The organism is Armatimonas sp. (assembly GCF_964826245.1).
The window spans coordinates 1-18,273 of record NZ_CBAYMC010000064.1; the positions used below are offsets into that span (position 1 = coordinate 1).

At 59.6% G+C, this 18,273-nt stretch carries 22 protein-coding genes; 8 read left to right on the plus strand and 14 right to left on the minus strand.

Annotation, left to right across the window (positions count from 1 at the left end):
- The 4 genes from AC1XOS_RS08295 to AC1XOS_RS08310 form a co-directional block, all read right to left on the minus strand.
- Positions 1 to 980 (minus strand): hypothetical protein (locus AC1XOS_RS08295; RefSeq protein WP_481961747.1); only part of this gene is annotated, 980 nt, incomplete at its 3' end.
- Complete coding sequence (locus tag AC1XOS_RS08300; RefSeq protein WP_481961748.1) at positions 977 to 2,437, minus strand: cryptochrome/photolyase family protein; 1,461 nt, start codon at positions 2,435 to 2,437, stop codon at positions 977 to 979. The genes AC1XOS_RS08300 and AC1XOS_RS08295, both read right to left, overlap by 4 nt.
- On the minus strand, positions 2,438 to 2,872 hold the full coding sequence (locus tag AC1XOS_RS08305; protein WP_481961749.1) for a hypothetical protein: 435 nt from the start codon (positions 2,870 to 2,872) through the stop codon (positions 2,438 to 2,440). It abuts the gene before it with no gap.
- Complete coding sequence (locus AC1XOS_RS08310) at positions 2,869 to 3,711, minus strand: FAD-binding domain-containing protein (protein WP_481961750.1); 843 nt, start codon at positions 3,709 to 3,711, stop codon at positions 2,869 to 2,871. The genes AC1XOS_RS08305 and AC1XOS_RS08310 overlap by 4 nt, the downstream gene beginning before the upstream one ends.
- Before the next feature lie 151 nt (positions 3,712 to 3,862).
- Between AC1XOS_RS08310 and AC1XOS_RS08315 the strand changes: the two genes are divergently transcribed.
- From AC1XOS_RS08315 to AC1XOS_RS08345, 7 genes are all read left to right on the plus strand, one after another.
- Positions 3,863 to 4,963 (plus strand): hypothetical protein, encoded by a 1,101-nt coding sequence (locus tag AC1XOS_RS08315; protein ID WP_481961751.1) that lies wholly within the window; start codon positions 3,863 to 3,865, stop codon positions 4,961 to 4,963.
- 129 nt (positions 4,964 to 5,092) lie between these two features.
- Positions 5,093 to 5,338 carry a hypothetical protein gene (locus AC1XOS_RS08320; RefSeq protein ID WP_481961752.1) on the plus strand — a complete coding sequence of 82 codons (246 nt, stop codon included), beginning with the start codon at positions 5,093 to 5,095 and terminating at the stop codon, positions 5,336 to 5,338.
- A gap of 29 nt (positions 5,339 to 5,367) precedes the next feature.
- Positions 5,368 to 5,712, plus strand: a complete 345-nt coding sequence (locus tag AC1XOS_RS08325; RefSeq protein WP_481961768.1) for an EAL domain-containing protein — start codon at positions 5,368 to 5,370, stop codon at positions 5,710 to 5,712.
- Positions 5,713 to 6,014: 302 nt separating this feature from the next.
- Complete coding sequence (locus AC1XOS_RS08330; protein WP_481961753.1) at positions 6,015 to 6,599, plus strand: FkbM family methyltransferase; 585 nt, start codon at positions 6,015 to 6,017, stop codon at positions 6,597 to 6,599.
- Between the two features lie 18 nt (positions 6,600 to 6,617).
- Positions 6,618 to 6,911 (plus strand): DUF3144 domain-containing protein, encoded by a 294-nt coding sequence (locus tag AC1XOS_RS08335; protein ID WP_481961754.1) that lies wholly within the window; start codon positions 6,618 to 6,620, stop codon positions 6,909 to 6,911.
- Positions 6,912 to 6,915: 4 nt separating this feature from the next.
- Positions 6,916 to 7,479, plus strand: a complete 564-nt coding sequence (locus tag AC1XOS_RS08340; RefSeq protein WP_481961755.1) for a HEAT repeat domain-containing protein — start codon at positions 6,916 to 6,918, stop codon at positions 7,477 to 7,479.
- Between the two features lie 109 nt (positions 7,480 to 7,588).
- Entirely contained in the window at positions 7,589 to 9,379 is a 1,791-nt protein-coding gene (locus AC1XOS_RS08345) for a glycoside hydrolase family 2 protein (protein WP_481961756.1), read from the plus strand.
- Positions 9,380 to 9,400: 21 nt separating this feature from the next.
- Here AC1XOS_RS08345 and AC1XOS_RS08350 read toward each other — a convergent pair whose 3' ends face one another.
- A complete protein-coding gene (locus AC1XOS_RS08350) occupies positions 9,401 to 10,225 on the minus strand; it encodes a phytanoyl-CoA dioxygenase family protein (protein WP_481961757.1) in 825 nt (274 codons plus the stop codon).
- A 59-nt stretch (positions 10,226 to 10,284) separates the two neighbouring features.
- On the opposite strand from AC1XOS_RS08350, the gene AC1XOS_RS08355 reads away from it, so the two are divergent.
- Positions 10,285 to 11,352 (plus strand): M28 family peptidase, encoded by a 1,068-nt coding sequence (locus AC1XOS_RS08355; protein WP_481961758.1) that lies wholly within the window; start codon positions 10,285 to 10,287, stop codon positions 11,350 to 11,352.
- Between the two features lie 275 nt (positions 11,353 to 11,627).
- Here AC1XOS_RS08355 and atpA read toward each other — a convergent pair whose 3' ends face one another.
- The 9 genes from atpA to AC1XOS_RS08400 form a co-directional block, all read right to left on the minus strand.
- Complete coding sequence (gene atpA / locus AC1XOS_RS08360; protein ID WP_481961759.1) at positions 11,628 to 13,142, minus strand: F0F1 ATP synthase subunit alpha; 1,515 nt, start codon at positions 13,140 to 13,142, stop codon at positions 11,628 to 11,630.
- Between the two features lie 12 nt (positions 13,143 to 13,154).
- Positions 13,155 to 13,697, minus strand: a complete 543-nt coding sequence (locus tag AC1XOS_RS08365) for a F0F1 ATP synthase subunit delta (protein WP_481961760.1) — start codon at positions 13,695 to 13,697, stop codon at positions 13,155 to 13,157.
- On the minus strand, positions 13,697 to 14,203 hold the full coding sequence (gene atpF, locus AC1XOS_RS08370; RefSeq protein ID WP_481961761.1) for a F0F1 ATP synthase subunit B: 507 nt from the start codon (positions 14,201 to 14,203) through the stop codon (positions 13,697 to 13,699). Before atpF ends, AC1XOS_RS08365 begins: the two co-directional genes overlap by 1 nt.
- 64 nt (positions 14,204 to 14,267) lie before the next feature.
- Positions 14,268 to 14,534 carry an ATP synthase F0 subunit C gene (gene atpE / locus AC1XOS_RS08375; protein ID WP_481961762.1) on the minus strand — a complete coding sequence of 89 codons (267 nt, stop codon included), beginning with the start codon at positions 14,532 to 14,534 and terminating at the stop codon, positions 14,268 to 14,270.
- Between the two features lie 38 nt (positions 14,535 to 14,572).
- Entirely contained in the window at positions 14,573 to 15,493 is a 921-nt protein-coding gene (gene atpB / locus AC1XOS_RS08380) for a F0F1 ATP synthase subunit A (RefSeq protein ID WP_481961763.1), read from the minus strand.
- Between the two features lie 2 nt (positions 15,494 to 15,495).
- Positions 15,496 to 15,930 carry a hypothetical protein gene (locus AC1XOS_RS08385; RefSeq protein ID WP_481961764.1) on the minus strand — a complete coding sequence of 145 codons (435 nt, stop codon included), beginning with the start codon at positions 15,928 to 15,930 and terminating at the stop codon, positions 15,496 to 15,498.
- A gap of 7 nt (positions 15,931 to 15,937) precedes the next feature.
- Complete coding sequence (locus AC1XOS_RS08390; protein WP_481961765.1) at positions 15,938 to 16,291, minus strand: AtpZ/AtpI family protein; 354 nt, start codon at positions 16,289 to 16,291, stop codon at positions 15,938 to 15,940.
- Positions 16,288 to 17,664 carry an aspartate kinase gene (locus tag AC1XOS_RS08395; protein WP_481961766.1) on the minus strand — a complete coding sequence of 459 codons (1,377 nt, stop codon included), beginning with the start codon at positions 17,662 to 17,664 and terminating at the stop codon, positions 16,288 to 16,290. The genes AC1XOS_RS08390 and AC1XOS_RS08395 overlap by 4 nt, the downstream gene beginning before the upstream one ends.
- Positions 17,661 to 18,146 carry an ACT domain-containing protein gene (locus tag AC1XOS_RS08400; RefSeq protein WP_481961767.1) on the minus strand — a complete coding sequence of 162 codons (486 nt, stop codon included), beginning with the start codon at positions 18,144 to 18,146 and terminating at the stop codon, positions 17,661 to 17,663. The genes AC1XOS_RS08395 and AC1XOS_RS08400 overlap by 4 nt, the downstream gene beginning before the upstream one ends.
- Positions 18,147 to 18,273 lie beyond the last annotated feature (127 nt).

Below are 18,273 nucleotides of genomic sequence, written 5' to 3' on the forward strand. Positions count from 1 at the left end.
CAAGCTCCCGAGCCAGAGCCAGAGTGAGAAACACCCAAGCGCTGGAGCCGCCGCTCGACCGAGGGAAGTGGGTGAAAGATCCGCTCCACCCGCTCACTGCGGGCTGGCTCATCGTCTTGGAGCGCATCGAGCTGCCGGATCACGCTCTCTAAGACCTCACGACTCGCGCCGTTCTTAAAGGCATACGCATCGGCCTCAAAGACGCCATTTTGGGAGGGAGCAGGGAGCAGGAGCACTCCGAGAAACGACCAAAGCGTAAACCAGAGGCTCACCGTCACCAGCTGCCCCACCGACGCAAGCCCACCCGTGAGCGCCAGCGCCAGGCAGAAGCCCGCCAGGTTCCAGCCAAAGGCCAGTAGCAAACCCCGCGTCCGTGCGCCGCTCTCAATCGCCCCCCGCTTGCGCAAGAGAACCACGTGGAGCTGCTCCGGCGTGAGCGTCTCCTGCCAGTGCGAAGGGATCAGCACCCGCTCGCGCCCCGGCAGCCCCGTGATCGCTCCGGTGAGGTAGTGCCCCCCGCCCGAGACCAGGCTCTTCTCGTGAGAGCGTAGCCCCCCCAGGAGCGCAGCCAGAAGCGGCTGTAGGATGAGTAGCGCAATCTGAAGCCCACAGAACACCCCGAGCGCGAGCAGTGTGCCACCCACTCGTGCGGCACTGAGCAGCAATAATCCAAAGCCCAGCAAGAGGCCGCAGTGTAGCACCACGCCACGCAGCCAGCGCGGGAAAAACGCCGAGAAGCTCTCTCGGCTCCGCCCGAACTCACCAGGCAGAACGAAGCCCCCGAAGAAATCAAACGGCGCACTGATCGCCGCGTAGGCGACCAGGACAAAAAATAGCTCTCGTAGCTCCACGGAGAGAGCGGCGGGCTGAGCTAATAAAAACCGCTGCGGGAGCTGGAACAAAAGCAAGAGGGCTGAGAGAGTCACCAAAGTTCCCACTCCTGTGATTCCCAGCCAGAGGCGGGCACGTGCGTAGCTCATCGTAGTTTTTGGAGTCCTTTCTTACGCTCTAATATTGCCGCGCGCTCCTCAAGGGATTTACCGCGCAGTCCAAAGTAGTTCTGTGCCATGCGCCCCGAGAGCGGCGCGTCGGTCTCGCGCTCAATGAGAAATGCCCAGTAGAGGGTCGTGAAGGGGCAGGCACTCTCACTCGTGGCGTCTTTGGGATCAAAGACACACTCTTTGCAGTAGTTACTCATGCGGGAGATATAGGCACCACTGGAAATATAGGGCTTGGTTGCTACCCATCCTCCATCGGCAAACTGGCTCATTCCGATCACGTTGGGGGTCACGACCCAGTCGTAGGCATCTAGGTAGCAGCACCAGAACCACTCATTGAGAGCGCTCGGGCTCACCCCCGCCAGGAGTGCAAAGTTTCCTAGGATCATCAGGCGCTCGATATGGTGACTGTAGCCACTCTCTAGCACCTGGCGGACCACATGGCTCAGGCAGTGCATCGGCGTGTCGCCGCTCCAGTAAAACTCGGGCAGAGGGTTGTTCTGCCCAAGCACATTGGCCTGGTGGTAGTCTCCTGGGAAGGCTTCGTAGAGATGGTAGAGAAACTCACGCCAGCCAAGAATCTGACGCACGAATCCCTCGACGGAGGCGAGGGGCGCAGTGCCCTGCGCCAAGGCATCCAGAGCGGCTTGTACGCACTCTTGCGGCGAGAGAAGCGACAGGTTCAGCGGCAGTGAGAGCAGCGAGTGGTAGCCGTAGGGGTCTTTGGCGCTCATCGCGTCTTCATAGGGGCCAAAAAGTGCTAGCCGCTGCGCGATAAAGTCTGTGAGCAAAGCCTGTGCCTGCATGCGAGTGACGGGGAAGTCAAAGCCCTCCACCGAGCCGGTGAGCTTTGGCAGCTGGGCAACTTCTTGCATCACCTCTTGGGTGATCGTGTCTGGCGGGACGATAAAACGAGGTATGGGCTGGTGGGTCTTAGGAAAGGGCTTACGGTTCTCCTTATCGTAGTTCCACGCTCCCCCCACTGGCTTCTTCGCCTCCATCAAGACCCCACTGACACGTCGCCGCCAGCGGTAGAAGTCCTCCAGTTTGGGGTTGGGATGCACGATAAGCCACGCGGCAAACTCCGCAGGCGTGACACTCCAGTAGGGATCGGGGACGATGCGCACGTTGCTCGCCTGAAGAAGGGGGCGAATGCCTTTCTCCCGTGGCTGAATGCAGACGCACTCCCCCTGCACTTGTGCGAGGAGGTCTGCCAGCGAGCCTCCTCGCGCATAGACCACCTCCCACCCTGCGGTGTGGCACTCCTGTGCAAAGTGGCGCATCGCCGACCAGACGAGGACAATTTTCTTTCGGTGATAGGGGCGGCGGGCGACCAGTAGGGGATCTTCCACCATCAAGATAGTATCGCGTCCTGGCACGCCCCCGAGCGCGGCGAGATAGTCGAAAGAGAGCTGGTCGCCCAGCACCAAGAGTGTCACTTAGGAGCTACCCAGAGCCTGCTTCTCCACCTCGCGCCACCAGGCAGAGAAACGATTTGGAACGCGGCGTGCGTCGTAGGTGACCAGCGAGGGCACGGTCAGCACGGTCACGGTCAGCCCCGCAGCCTCCAGCGCAGCGACATGCCCCGCAAACCGCGCTCCAGGTGCAAACGTGGTCACCAGAGAGCGGGTCTGGTGCTGCGTGGCAAACGCAGCGAGCTCATCGGGAACCGTGCCAAGGCGTAGGCTCGTTGGCCCGGAGCGCGTGGCAAAGACATCACCAACGCACTCGTAGAGAAAGAAGAGCCGGGTAAAGGCGAGAGGCTCCTGCACGAGAGCAGGCTGGTCAAAGACAAAGGCCACAGGAGCCTCGGGATACGCTCGGAGTGCCGGGTTTTCTTCGGAGAGGTGCTCCTCATGCAACCAGAGAATCATCGCTGGTATCTCCTCGGCTCCCGTCGCTGCTGCGTCCCGAAGAGCCGCGTCTCCAGAGCCTCGTAGGAGGCATCGAAGGGACAGCTCTTGGTTTTGGCTGCGGGGCAGCCTGTGCAGAGCGTCTCGCCAGAGACCCGCTCCCGGCTAAACTTCTCGACATTCTCCCGGTTGAAAAAGTACGGCTTGCTGGAAAACGTCGAGGCGATCCACTGCCAGGAGAGGGTGTTTGCGGCGGGGTCGCCGTCGAGCAGAAAGGTGTGGAAAAGCCGCGCTCCCACACGCCAGTCGAGCTTGCGGTGGTGGATCAGATACGAGGCAACCCACATTCGGGCGTGGTTGTACAGGTAGCCCGTTGTGTAGAGCTGCTCCAGCGAGCGATCCATACAGTGCAGTCCCGTTCGTGCGTCGGCAATGTCACGTGGCAGAGAGCTATCGTGCCCCAGAGGCACCTTCGCCTCCTCGTAGTTCTCGTAGATCTTCTCCCCGTCACGGGCGTAGAGAAGCTGCCAGAACTGCCTCCAGGCAAGCTCCTGAATCCACTTCACAGAGTGGCCTGCGCCAAGCTGCGCAACGACATGGGCTCTAGCCTCCGTCAGCGTGATACAGCCGTGGCGGATATAGGGCGAGAGCTTCGAGACCCCTGAGTGCTCTCCCACTGCATTTCGTGTCGTGGCGTAGCTCTGGGCATTGAAGACCCGCAGCTGCTTAAGCCCTGCACGCCGTCCTCCCACAAACGAGGAGGGCACCGCAGAACCGACAAAGCATCCTGCAAGCGCCTTGGCAACAGCTTGAGCGGCTTCATCACGCGTTTTTGATTCCGAGAGTCGGTCTAGCTCCACGCCAAACCCAACGGGCTGAGAGCCCTATCCGTTCCCGATAAAGCTATTTTTTCCGCCAGAATAGGCGAAAGCGGTGTCCACTCGCGCCCCAAACCGCACAAAAAAGATCCCCCATACGGGAAATTTGTTACGCAACGGGCTACAATGCTCTATGAGCGAGAAGCCTCTGGCGCGACGGATTGCGGAGCGGGGATTTCCCTCGGTGTTTCAGGCGTGGAATCCCGCGGATGAGCCCAGAGGGATTGCCGCCGAGGCGATGCTTGCCCGGCACGATCTGGTCTTTCATGGCATCGAGTTCTTTGGCCTGCGCTGGAGCAAGCAGCCCACGGGCCTGGCCGATGGCTTTACGCCCGAGAGCATCGAAGTTGCCAAGAAGCGCCGGGCGGAGCTTCTTAAAAACAACCCGAACACGGTGCTGATCGCGGAGATTCGCTACCGAGATGCCCACACGAGCTATCTTCCCGAGGATCATGCCTGGTGGAGGCGTGGCAAAGACGGCAAGCGAGCGCCGGGCTGGGAAGAGGGCGGCTACTTTCTGCTTGACTTTGCCAATCCCGCGTTTCGGGCGCAAGTCGCGGCGCAGGCAAAGGCAGCCGTGGCAAGTGGCGCACTGGATGGCGTGATGCTGGACTGGTGGCAAGACGACGACGAGCGGCTGGCACTGGTCAAAGCCATTCGGGAGGCAATCGGGCCGAGCGCTTTAATTCTTGCCAACGCTAACGACCGGCAGACACCGCGTACGGCGCCTTTTGTCAATGGCTACTTTATGGAGTGCTACCGCACCAAGACCCCCGACGACTGGCGGCGGATTGCACAGACCCTGAGCTGGGCGGAGCGAAGCCTGAGGCAGCCACGGATCAACTGCGTGGAGAGCTGGTACCACAAGAGCCGCGACGACAGAGCACTCATGCGCCTTGTCTCCACCCTCACGCTCTGTCTCTCCGATGGCTACTGCCTCTTCTCCGATCCCAATGAGCTGCCCACTCCCGATCACCGCCACCGCTGGTATGATTTTTGGAATAAATCACTGGGCAAGCCCTTAGAGCGCGGCACGCCGCTGGGGATGGCAGAAAAATCGCACCCGCTGGGCTGGTATAGAGATTTTGACAAAGGCCGCATCGTCTGCGTCCTGCCCGATGCCAAGTCTTTTGAGATACAGCTCGATGCGCCCCACAAAAGCGCCGCCACGGGGAAAGTCTCCAAAGTCCACACAGTACCGCCCGGCGATGGCGACTTACTCTTGAGAGTGTAAAATAAGCTTTAAGCAGGTTCATGCACACTTATCCCAGAGCACGCTGAAAGTGCTCGATATCTTGGGACACTGTGCCCACAGGAGCACCCCAGGCCCGGTCGTGGCGGCCATGCATGAGTATCTCAGAGCATGATCCTTCTCAATGAGCTGCCCTGCGCGGCGCTTATCACGGATGAAAAGGGCTCCGTGCTCATAGTGAACGGAGCTCTACGGGCCATTATCGGGGGAACCGACGACACTTGGCACGGCCAGCCGATGGAGGTGCTCTTTCCTCCCGCGAGCCGCATCTTTCTACAGACCCATCTCTGGCCGCTCTTGCTCCGCGAAGGGAGCCTCAGCGAGGCGGCTCTCGTCTCTGCCAGCGCCTGTGTCTAGAGCTTACCGAGACCACCGCCGTGACTCACATGACCGATGCGGCGGTCTTTATTGCGCAAGTCCGTGCACTCGGGGTTCGTATCGCGCTCGATGACTTTGGGGCAGGCGCTTCTTCGTTTGGATATCTCAAGAACCTCGCGGTAGACGTGCTCAAAATAGACGGCCAGTTCATCCGCAACCTCACCGAAGATCGCCTCAACGATGCCACCGTGCGCTGCTTTGTGGAAGTGGCTCAAGTGATTGGTGTCAAGACCATCGCCGAGTTTGTAGACCGCCCCGAAACCCTCGCCCGCTTGCGTGAGATCGGCATAGACTTCGCGCAGGGCTACTTGCTCCACCGGCCAGAGCCTATCGAGAACATTCTCAAGGCATAGGCATCTAAGTCTACTCTCTACTTCTGCACTCTAAATTTTATTTGCCGTGTTTAGGGCTTTTGGTTTGATTCTTGCCTAGCCTTCATCCAAAACCCATGAATACTTATAGCAAAAAAATCAAGGCGCTCGTACTGCGAAGTGTCTGCCATCCCACCATAATGCAATCAACGGCCTCAAAAGAGTCAGTGCTCTATCGCACCAGAGTGCTTGGGGGCTTCCTTCAAGGCATGTCTTTTTCCATGCCTAAGTTGGAGAGACTCTCCTTTGCTCTTGGTAGCTATGAGACACATATCGTGCGATCTATGCAGCGCCTAATTAAACCGGGTGATACGGTTTATGATATTGGAGCCAATGCGGGATACTTCACCTTGGTGATGTCAAAGTTAGTACAATCAAACGGGGCTGTTTTTTCTTTCGAGCCCGATCCCGCTAACTTCATGGCACTGAGTAACAATATTCAAGACAATAGCCTCTCTGTCGCAACTCCCATTCAAAAAGCCATCAGTGACTCTACCGGTGAGCTGACATTTGCGACCTTTGAGTACTCTCTTGTGGGGCATATTGCCACAAAATCTACCCCCGATGATGCGACTCTTATCAAAGTAGATGCCATTACCCTCGATGACTTTGTCTATAAGCAGGGCTTTCCTAGCCCTAAGTTCATAAAAATTGATGTCGAAGGGGCAGAGGATCGTGTCCTCTTTGGGGCGGATCGCGTCCTACGGGAAGCAAGACCCGTCATTCTTGCCGAAGTCCGAGAAGGGGAAATTTATGAGAATATCACCCGCTTCTTAACCGAGCGTGGCTACCGTTTTGAGTTCTTGAAGGGCGGCTGGCAGCGAGAAAAACATCAGCTCAGCGACATGCTCTTTATTCCTAGCTCCTGATCATGCTAAAATGGAGCCATGGCAAACAAAGCGGACGAGACTTTTTTTAAGCGGGCAGATGCCCACATCAAGCTCTCCAACGAGCAGATTTCCCGAGAAGTTAGCCACGGCAAGGTGAGCGCCTCGATGCTCTACGCTGCCGCCCGCTTCAATGCCTGGGTAACCGCCACCGGCTACACGTCGCGCACCGAGATGGCAAAAGGCCGCGAGGAGACACTGGAGTACTTCTGCGAGCAGTACCGCAAGATGCTGGAAGAAAACCTCGACGACTACATCCAGAACTACGAAAAGTACATGGGGACCATTCAGTAGAGCCATGACGGATACGCATCGTCAGTGGGTTGAGGAGCTTGGGGTGAAGCACCGTGCCAAGGCCGCCCAGCGCTCCCTGATGGTGGCGGGAGCGCTGGCGAGCACGGCGCTGCGGGAGGGCTTGCATCACCCCGACCCCACGGTACGGGTCGGCTGCTGCGTGATCCTGGACCACCACCTCGATACCGAGGCCATCCCCGACCTGCTCGCCAACCTCGACCATCCCCACGAGAAAGTCTGCGCATGGGCTCTGCACGCGCTGGCCTGCGACCGCTGCAAGGAAGGCACCTGCCGCCCCGGCGAAGACGACGTGATCCCCGTCGCCGCTAAGATGCTGATTGAGGACGAGAGCCGCTGGGTGCGCCAGATGGCCGCCGGACTCCTCGGCCCCAGTGTTCTGCGTCACCCCGCCGTCCTCCCCGCCCTCCAGCACGCCCACACCCACGACCCGCACCCCGTAGTCCGCAAGATCGCCAGCTGGTATATCCCCGGCGGCCCCATCTACAAACGGCTCGCCAAACTTGTACAACTGCAGAGAGGACCGCTTCCCTGTAACATACCTTCATGAACCTGACGATTCATCATTGTTCTGCTTCCTACAGTGAAGTGCGTTTCGCGAAGGCCCATGTGCGATTGGGCCATTCCCGGCGGCGTGAGTTTCGGGTACTCTGTCTGCCATGAGCATTCCAAGACCTGAGTATCCCCGCCCACAGTTTGTGCGGGTGGACTGGCTGAATTTGAATGGGACGTGGCAGTTCGAGGCGGACTACGGCGACTCTGGCATCGAGCGTGGGGTGAAAGACCGGGCGCTAGCGGGGACGATCACCGTTCCGTTTTGCCCCGAGTCCAAGCTCTCCGGGCTGGAGCACGTGGACTTTCTGAACGCGGTCTGGTATCGCAAGGAAGTCGTGGTTCCGGCGGCGTGGGGTGAGAAGACCGTGTTGCTGCACTTTGGGGCCTGCGACTACGACACGACGGTCTGGGCTGATGGGGTGGAAGTAGCACGCCACCGCGGGGGCTTTACGCCCTTCTCTGCGAATCTAGGCAAGTGCGCTGGGCAGACCGTGACCCTTGTGGTGCGGGCTCGCGACAAGCACGGGGTGCCTCAGGCACGCGGCAAGCAGGCCAATAAGTTCGCGCCCTACGCCTGCTTCTACACCCGCACGACGGGAATCTGGCAGACCGTCTGGCTGGAGCCGGTGAGCGATATCGCCATGAAGCGCCCACGCATCACGCCGGACTTGGCCAGCTCCCGCTTCGAGCTGGTCGTGCCGCTGACCGCCCACGGGCCGGGGCCGAATCTTAAGGGACTGACCGTCACCGCGACGCTCACCGATGCGAGCGGTGTGGTCTCCAGCGCAACCGTGCGCGCCGATCTGGACTTTGCAGCGCGGCTTATCTTAGACGTTCCCGAGGACCGCAAGCGTGTCTGGAACACGACCGATCCGCACCTCTACGGTGTCACGCTGACCCTCACGCAGGGGGATACCGTGCTCGACTCCGTGGAGAGCTACGCTGGTTTGAGAAGTGTCGCACTCTCGGGGATGGCGTTTAAGCTCAATGGCGAGATTGTCTTCCAGCGCACCGTGCTGGATCAGGGCTACTGGCCCGAGTCGGTGATGACGGCGCCTAGCGACGACGAGCTTCGCTTGGATATTGAGCGCAGCATTGCGGCGGGCTTTAACGGGGCGCGGCTGCACCAAAAAGTCTTTGAGGAGCGCTTCTTCTACTGGGCCGACAAGCTCGGCTACTTAGTCTGGGGCGAGTTTGGCGACTGGGGCTGTAGCGGCTTTGGGCCCTCCACCAACCACCAGCAGCCCGATGCCAGCTACATCGCGCAGTGGCTGGAGGCTGTCGAGCGGGACTACTCGCACCCCAGCATCGTCGGCTGGTGCCCACTGAACGAGACCTTCCAGGAGAACTCCGACCAGATTCGTCCGCTCGACGACGTGACCCGTGCGATGTGGCTGGCCACCAAGCTCGCCGATACCACGCGCCCCGTTTTGGACACGTCGGGGTATGCCCATAGAGTGCGCGAGTCCGATCTCTACGACTCCCACGACTACGAGCAGAACCCGGAAAAATTCGCCGCGAACATGGCGGGCCTCGCCGACGGCAAGCCCTACATCAACAACGGCTGGGACGGCAAGCCAACCAATATCCCCTACGGCGGTCAGCCCTACTTCTGCTCGGAGTTTGGTGGCATCTGGTGGAACCCGGCGGCCTTCGACAACAAGGAGAGCTGGGGCTACGGCGAGCGCGTCAAGAGCCTCGACGAGTTCTACGCCCGTTTCGAGGGCCTCTGCGGTGTGTTGCTCAATGATCCCAAGATGTTCGGCTACTGCTACACCCAGCTCACCGACATCTACCCAGAGGAGAACGGGGTCTACACGTTCGACCGCCAGCCCAAGTTCGACAACGAGAAGCTCAAGGCCGTGCAGACCAAGCGTGCGGCGATTGAGAAATAGTCTATCGGGCGGGAACCAAGGTCACCCCCGCGAAGGCTCATTCATCTTCTCGCGAGCCGCGCGGGCGAGCTCGGCGAGGTGGCCGTCGTTGGCGCGCACTTGCTCCAGGTGCCGCAGGCGCTCGGGCGTGGCGGTGGCGATTAGGGTCTCGTGGTAGGCGCTCTCCACCCAGAAGCGGGCACCACCGCTGAGGTAGTCGCGCAGCTCTTGTAATTTTTCGTCGGGGTAGCGCTCGCAGAGATTCATGGTGAACATGCGCCGCCGGGTGCCGCCGCCAAATGCGGCGTGCTTGGTGTTATGGTTGAAGACCAGCACATCGCCGGGCTGAGTTTCTAGGGCAATCGCGGGCACTTCCGGGCCGGTGATACCCCACAAGTCGCGGCTCTGGCGGAGGCTGACTTGCAGGTCCTCTGTATAGCCCTCCCCGATCCGATGGCTTCCGGGGATCACGCGCAGGCAGCCGGTGTCGCGGGTGAGCGGGTCGAGGTAGAAGGCGATCTTGATATGACGAAGCTGCCGGTGCCAGCCGTCGGAGTGCCAGCCGGTATCCCCGACATAGTAGTTGCCATCACTGCCCATGTAGTTGAAGTCGTCGCCGCAGAGCGCCTTGGCGATTCCCAGAATGCGCGGATCGTCGAGCAGGGCGCAGAGCCGCTCGTGATGATCCAGAAACTGTGCGATGCACGAGCGGGCCGTGCCTTCGTGGGGGCGACCCGCGTGACCACCACCGTTTTCTACCCAGATCGCCTCAAACCCATCGATGATCTCCCCGATACAGTCCGAAAGAAGACCGGGGAGACCAATGTAGCCGAATGTCTCAAAAAAGCGCCGTTGCTGCTCGTCCATGCGCTTGGGTTCGCCACGCTTGCAGAGGATTCCTGCCTCCTTTCGCCGAACCCTGATACATGTACTTTCTCCCTGCCCTCGTCTTTTTCGCCCCTCTTCCCCAGAAGCCCATTACTCAAAACTGGAAGCCGGAGCTAAGCCCTGATCGACGCGCCGCGCTGGAGCGCATCTCGCCCGACTCGCTCAAAGGCAACCTCTCGTTTCTAGCGTCGGATGCGCTGGAGGGCCGGGCGACACCCTCACCAGGGCTGACGATTGCCGCTGAGTTTATTGCCGCGCAGTTTCGTAAGGCGGGCCTAGAGCCGGGCATCAAGACGGAGAGTGGGGAGAGCTACTTTCAGACCACGACTCTCAAGGCACGCGGCTCCGACGAAGAAAAGCCGGTTTCCAACGTGATCGGGGTACTACGCGGCTCCGATCCGAAGCTCAAAGACAGCTATATTATCGTCACGGCGCACTACGACCATATCGGAATGAACCCGAACGCTCCCGGCGACGATAAGATCTTTAACGGGGCCAACGACGATGGCAGTGGCACCGTGGGGGTGATCGAGCTGGCGCAGGCGCTGAGCACACTGAAGGTGCGGCCCAAGCGCAGCATTGTCTTCATGACGTTTTTCGGCGAGGAGCGCGGTCTATTGGGCTCACGCTACTACGGCAAGAACCCAATCTTCCCGCTAGAAAAAACAATCGCGCATCTTAATTTGGAGCAGATCGGGCGCACCGACGATCGCGAAGGCCCACGGGTGAGTGGCGCTTCCATGACCGGCTTTGACTTCTCCGATATCGGCCCGATCTTTGCAGCGGCGGGCAAGGCAGTCGGAGTAGACATTAGTAAGCACCCCCAAAACAGCGATGCCTTCTTCGGCCGCTCCGACAACCAAGCCCTCGCCGACTTAGGCATCCCTGCTCACACGGTGTGTATTGCCTATGTCTACCCTGACTACCACGGTGTGGGCGATCACTGGGAGAAAGTGGACTATCCCAACACCACCAAAGTGCTCAAGGCAATCGCCCTGGGCCTCCTCACCCTCGCCGACAGCAAAGATGAGCCACGCTGGAACGCACAGAACGCGAAAGCCGCCCGCTACCTAAAAGCCTGGCAGGAGCGGCAACCCACGAAATGAGCAACGCACTCGCAAATCTAGCCACGCTCTCAGTGGCGAAGAGTAGGTACCAATACGAGGCTAGCTATCCCTTTGCAGCATTCTCTTCGATCCTTTTGTGTCTTTACTCGCGCTGACTCAGCACCTGCGCCGCCGTCTAGCGGGACACAGCCCGCCAGAAACCCAGCCCCGGTGATCAAAAGTCCTCTGCGGTTCATGGCAATATCATTGCCACCAAAAAATAACCCCCTCCCGTTATCGGGAGGGGGTGGTGAGCAACGAGCCGGGGGAGGGTCTTACGGATTAAAAGTAGCCTTGAACTCACCCAGAGCGCGGTTCAGGTTGTCCTCAATGTCCTGAGAGAAGGTCTTGGTCTCGGCGATCTTCACCGGGACGTCGGGGTACTTGTCCGCGACGTAGGCCAGGAACTCTTTCTCGAACTTGCGGACGGACTCTACCGGCAGGTCGTCCAGAGCGCCCGACGTCGCGGAGTAGATCGAGATGATCTGCCACTCCACACGCATCGGGGCGTACTGATCTTGCTTGAGCAGCTCGACGAGGCGCTGGCCACGGGAGAGCTGGTGCTGGGTCGCTTTGTCAAGATCCGAGGCGAACTGGGCGAAGGCCTGCACCTCGCGGTACTGTGCCAGCTCCAGCTTGATGCGCCCACCGACTTTCTTGTCCTTCATCGCCTTGATCTGCGCCGAGCCACCCACGCGGCTCACCGAGACACCCACGTCAATGGCCGGGCGAACGCCCGAGTTGAAGAGGTCGGTCTGAAGGAAGATCTGGCCATCGGTGATCGAGATCACGTTGGTCGGAATATAGGCAGAAACGTCTCCAGCCTGCGTCTCGATGATTGGCAGCGCCGTGAGCGAGCCACCACCGCGCTCGTTGGAGAGCTTGGCGGCGCGCTCCAGAAGCCGGGAGTGCAGATAAAAAACGTCGCCCGGGTAGGCTTCGCGCCCTGGCGGGCGGCGCAGGAGCAGCGATACCTGGCGGTACGCGACGGCTTGTTTGGACAGATCATCGTAGATGATCAAGGCGTGGCGGCCTGAGTCTCGGAAGTACTCCGCCATCGCACAGCCGGCGTAGGGCGAGAGGTACTGGAGTGACGCGGGATCGGACGCCGTGGCGGCGATCACCGTGGTGTACTCCATCGCGCCATTGGCGCGAAGCGCCTCAACGACCATACGAACCGTAGAGGCTTTTTGACCGATCGCCACGTAGAAACAGAACACGTCCTGCCCCTTCTGGTTGATGATCGTGTCAATTGCAATCGCGGTCTTACCCGTCTGGCGGTCGCCAATGATCAGCTCACGCTGTCCACGGCCAATGGCGAGCATCGAGTCAATAGACTTGATCCCCGTGTACATTGGCTCTTTAACGGGCTGACGATCCACAACGCCGGGAGCTTTGATCTCCAGAAGGCGTTGCTCAGCGGCGACGATAGGTCCACCGTCGTCAATGGGCTGACCGAGCGCATTGACCACACGGCCTACAAGCCCTTCGCCCACCGGCACTTCGATAATGCGCCCGGTACGCTTGACGGTGTCGCCCTCGCGGATTCCCTCGGCATTGCCAAGAATAATCGCGCCGACATTGTCCTCTTCCAGGTTGAGCGCCATTCCCATGACGCCGCCGGGGAACTCCAAAAGCTCCGCCACCGCGACATCACTCAGGCCGTAGATACGAGCAACGCCATCACCGACCTGAAGGACGGTACCGACGCCGACTTCCTCGACCCCGCTCTGATAACTTGCCAGCTCTCGCTCTAGGATGCTGGTGACTTCATCGGGTCTTACTGCCATAATTTTTCCGTTTTACTTTTTGGTAAGAAGCTGCTCGCGTAGTCGCTCCAGCTTCCCCTTAACCGTGCCATCCAGCACCGTGTCGCCAATACGCACCAGAATGCCCCCCATCAGGCTAGGATCCACGCTGGTAGTCAGCTCGATATCCTTGCCCGTGCGTGCTTCTAGCGCCTTCTCCAGTGCCGCAAGCTGCGCCGCGCTGAGAGGGACTGCCGTGGTAGCCGATGCGGAGACGACATTGTTATGTGCCCGGACAAGGGCGTCAAACTCCGTCTTAGCATCGGCGAGCAAGTCCATGCGCCGCTTATCGGCCAGCAAGCTCAGAAACCCAAGGGTCGCCGGTGAGACGGCTTTGGAGAAAGCGGCATCAAGTACCATTTTCTTGCGACTCACCGTCGCCAGAGGGTGCCCAATCATGCGTGCCAGCGCCGCATTGCCCACAAGAGCCTCCGCGACATGTGCCAGATCCGCTGAGGTTTCCTTCAGCGTGTTGGTTGCCTTGGCCTGGTTGAACAGTGCCGCCGCGTAGCGACGGGAGACAGACTCTTCGCGCATTACGCCTCCGCCACGCCCTTGGCGATGTACTCGTCAATCAGCTTGCCATGACGATCCGCATCCAGGCTCTCGCCGACCACTTTGGTCGTCGCGCCCAGAGCGAGATCTACGATCTGCTGACGTAGCGTGATCATTGCCTGCTCACGCTCGCGTTCGGCATCGGCTTCCGCTTTGCTGACAATCTCACGGGCTTGTGCCGTGGCATCGCTGACGATCTTATCGCGCGTGGCCTGAGCCTCTTTGATCGCACTGGAGATCTTCTCGCGGGCCTCGGACTCGATGGACTCAAGCCGAGACTCGTAGTCGCTCTTGAGCCGCTGCATCTCCCGCTGATCGGCATCAAGCCGGTCGTAGGTGCTAGCGATCTCGGTCTCGCGACTGGTGAGAAGGGTTCCAATGGGATCGAAGACGAGCTTCTTGGCGATCGCGTAGAGCGCACCAAAGCCCACGATGTTGACAACAATCAACGTCGGGTCAATGTTTAGGTCGCTCAGGATATTTGCCATGAGTATTCTAGTCTTTTCCTGGCGGGGCAGCTCGTGCCCCACCGTCAGAGAGTGTCGGTAGAGCCTACTTCACCGACATGAGCTGGTCGGCAGTGAGTGCCGGGAGCTTACCCTGGAGCATGAAGAACATCAGCAGGGCGTAGATAACAAGGGACTCGATAATCGCCAGGGCGATAATCATCATGGTCTGGAGCTTGGAAGCCATCTCTGGCTGACGTGCAACGCCCTCCAGAGCAGCCGCAGCCGCTTTTCCCTGACCAAGACCCGCACCGATAACGGCGATTGGCAGACCAATCGCAACACCCAGACCCAGAAGACCAAGATACAGCATTTTAATTTTCCTCCAAAAAATTGCCGCGCAACGCGAGTTTAGTGTGCGTGCGCCGCGTCCTGATGGCCATGTACGTCGTGCCCATGACCATGCTCGTCGTGACCATGGCTATCGCCATGATCGCCGATGGCCAGTGCGATATAGGAGCAGGTCAGGATCGCAAAGACCCCCGCCTGCACAATCGCACCGAACACACCGAAGGCCAGCATCGGGGCGTGTAGCGGGATCACAAACGTGGCCGCTGACATCGTCACGAGTACCGCAATAACGGTCTCTTCCCCGAAGATATTTCCAAAAAGTCGCATCCCAAGCGAGATGGGACGCACCAGAACCCCGATGATCTCAATCGGGAACAGCAGGGGAGCCAGAAACGGGATGGGACCGGCGAAGTGCGCCAGGTAGTTTTTGATCCCGTTGGCCTTGATTCCCACCACATTGAAGATTACAAAGACGATGAAGCCCAGCGCCAGTGTGAGAGAGAGGTTGGAGCTCGGAGCGGGCGTGAACGATCCTGCAGGGCCACCCGGCTCGTGGCTTTTTTGCAGATAGAACGGCAGCACGCCACAGAGGTTGGAGCAGAGCACAAAGGCAAAGATCGTCCCCACAAAAGCGGTAAACTTCTCGCCACCTGGCCCAATCGCGCCGCGGCAAAAGTGCTGCATCGAGGCCACAGCCTGCTCCGCCAGCAGCTGTCCTCGGCTGGGATTGCGCGCAGAGAGGTTCTTGGCACGCATGCCGAAGAAGAAGACAATTGCCAGCCCGACTCCCATCGCCATGAAGCTGTAGTAAGATGCCGGATGTTCCGCCAGCGGATTGACCGCTTCATGGGCCGCGCCGTGTGCGCCTGCTGCGCCGTGCTCGCCCCCTGCCTCACCGCCGTGCTCCTGCGCCCAAGCAAGTGCCGTCGTCAGAGCCAGAGTGATCAGGCTCGCCCCTATTCGCTTCAGTTGTATCGCCAAGCTCATTTTTTATCCGTCGTGCCCTGTTCGGTGAGAATCTTTCCCACCGCTCTCAGGGCTATCGCTGCATGTAGCAGAAGAAATCCTATCACGAACGCCGCCAGCTCTCTCGTGGCCCATACCCGGGTAAGCCACCAGATCAGCGCTCCGACCAGCGGGTATTTTACCAGAGCAAACAGCAGAAACAGTGCAACTGTCCGCGTCTTTCTCCGACTTTTTTCACCCGCACTCGCTCCGACCGTCTTTTTGGCGGCCTGAACCAGCGCCTGGATAAACCCCCACCAGCCGAGCAAGAGTACCACAGCCAGCGCCAATCCCGCCAACAGGGGCACAATCGCCCAGGGCAAACCGAAGTTCGCCAGACAGAGACTTGCACACGCCGCCAGTATCCCAGCGGCCCGCAGAGTTTTCTGCACATACTCTCGCGTCTCGTCCATTTTGCGACTATTTATTCAGGGCATTTGCAAGCTTGATTAAGTTCGCAAACCCTGAGATCGTCCCTAGCAGAAAGCCGACAATCAGCCCGTAGGGAGTGGCGGACTTAATCAGATACTTGTCTACCAGCCAGCCGACCAGCACACCGCCGATGATCGAGCCCACGAGAGCCGTGCCAATTCCCATGGCCTTTCCCATGTTACCCGCATCTTCTCCCCCGATTCCACGGCGCTTTAGGTAGCGCTCAGCAGGATCTTCGAGGGAGCGGGGACGCTGATACGACACTTGGGGCGGCTCAGGCAGACGGGGCCGAGCGGGCAGCTCCGGCTCGGCTAGCTCTTCGGCATCACTTTTGGCACTCATTTCTCCCACCCCAGCCCAAACTCTTCGTGCAGGGCCCGTGTGGCCTTCTGGGCATCGGCTTCGGGGATCAGCGCTGATATCGAGTGACGCGAGTCGGCCATCTGAAAGACGGGGATTCCTAGCGCGTTTAGTGTTCCCAGTATCCGGAGGACGACACCCGGAATGTCTTCCAGCCCTGAGGCAATCACCGAGACCATCGTGCAGTTCTCGATCACATCGGCCTGTACATGACCAAGAGCGATATAGGCTCTCGCGCCTTCGAGCAGTCCTTTTTGTGCGGTGAACCCCTTCCCCTTGGGACCAACTCCCAGCAGATAGATCGTCCCAAACGGCGGCTGGCGACGCACCACCCCAAGCTGAACGGGAAGTACCAGGCCATCCAGAAGCTCTTTGAGCCGCGGCAAGTGCGTCCGCTCGACCGCAAACGCAAAGTCCGTGTCACTGGCGCTGGTGAGCTGTACCGCGATCTTCTCACGCTCTAATAGCCGGTAGACCTCGACCTCAACCCGCGCACGATCCGCCTCCGGGCTATCTAGAGGCAAGGGGAAGCGCAGATAGACCAGCTTACCGGTATGGGTAACTCCGGTAAAGCGCGCCTGTCCACCGCCTGAGTCTGCCGTGATCAGAGTCCCCTGCTCCTCGTCAAACGTATTTTTCACCCAGAGCGGCACACCGTGAATGCCTGCGATCTCAGCAGCACGCGGATGGACGACTTTCGCACCCTGGTGCGCCATCTCCGCCACTTCGTCGTAGGTGGCACGGGGGAGAGTTCTCGCCGCAGGCACGTGGCGGGGATCTGCGGTCTTGACGCCGTTCACATCGGTGTAGATCTCGACCTCGACGGTCTCTGCATGAGGCTTTAGAGCCGCTCCCAGAGCCGCTGCTGTGGTATCGGAGCCGCCGCGCCCCAGAGTCGTGATCGCGCCGCGCTCGGTGCCCCCCTGGAAACCGGCGACCAAAACGACTTTCCCCTGCCCCAGCATCTCCACAATATAGGCGGGGTTGATCGAGAGAATACGGGCGTTGCCAAACTGGTAGTTGGTGAGAATTCCGGCCTGTAGCCCGGTGAGCGCGATGGAGTCTAGCCCCGCAGCACGGAGCGCATGGGCCAAGACCACGGTCGAGATGATCTCACCACAGGCCATCATCATGTCCAGCTCACGCGGTGCGGGGGGAACCGCAGGGTCAACATCGCGCAGGGTCTGGATCAGCGTATCGGTGGCGTAGGGCGCTCCCGCACGACCAATGGCACTCACGACCACAACAACCTGCCAGCCCGCCTGCACCGCGCGGATGATCTTGCTGGCGGCCTTCTGCCTTGCTTCATCCGTCGCAACCGAGGTTCCGCCGAATTTCTGAACGAGAATTCTCATACAACGGCCTCCGTGGCCAAGCCGAACTGCTCACGCAGTGCTGCCACCGCACGCTCCGCATCGGCAGAGGGCACCAAACAGAGAACAGCATCGTAGGCATCCCCAACCTGGCGGTTGGGAATTGAGGCGCTCAGCAACGCCTCACAGATGCGTGCGATTACCCCTGAGAGATCCCGCATTGCCCCTGCGAGCGTACTAATAAGCGCCATGTCTCCAAAGACACTCACTTCCCCTTTTTCGTCATTCAAGAGCTTTTTGCAAGCGCTGGCATGGTTCTCGCTAATGACAAAACACAGTCCTTCAGGGAGGAGCTTAACTTGGTTGATAGGGACGCGGGCTTGGGCCAACACATCAAGCAAGCGAAGGCGGCTCTGAGGAATGGCATCGGGGAAGCGAACACTGACCAGTGCCATGTGGTTCTCAACCCGGATAGAGGTAACTCCCGGCTCGCGCTCAAACGAGGCAAGTCGGTTGGGTTCCACTCCGGTATGAAGTTGTGTATTTTGAGAAAGTTCGGACACGGTGATGTAAAACTTTGTGCCAATTTTCACGAATTGTACCATTGTTTGGCGATGCCATGCAAGAAAACCCGTATTTCGACAGACTTTC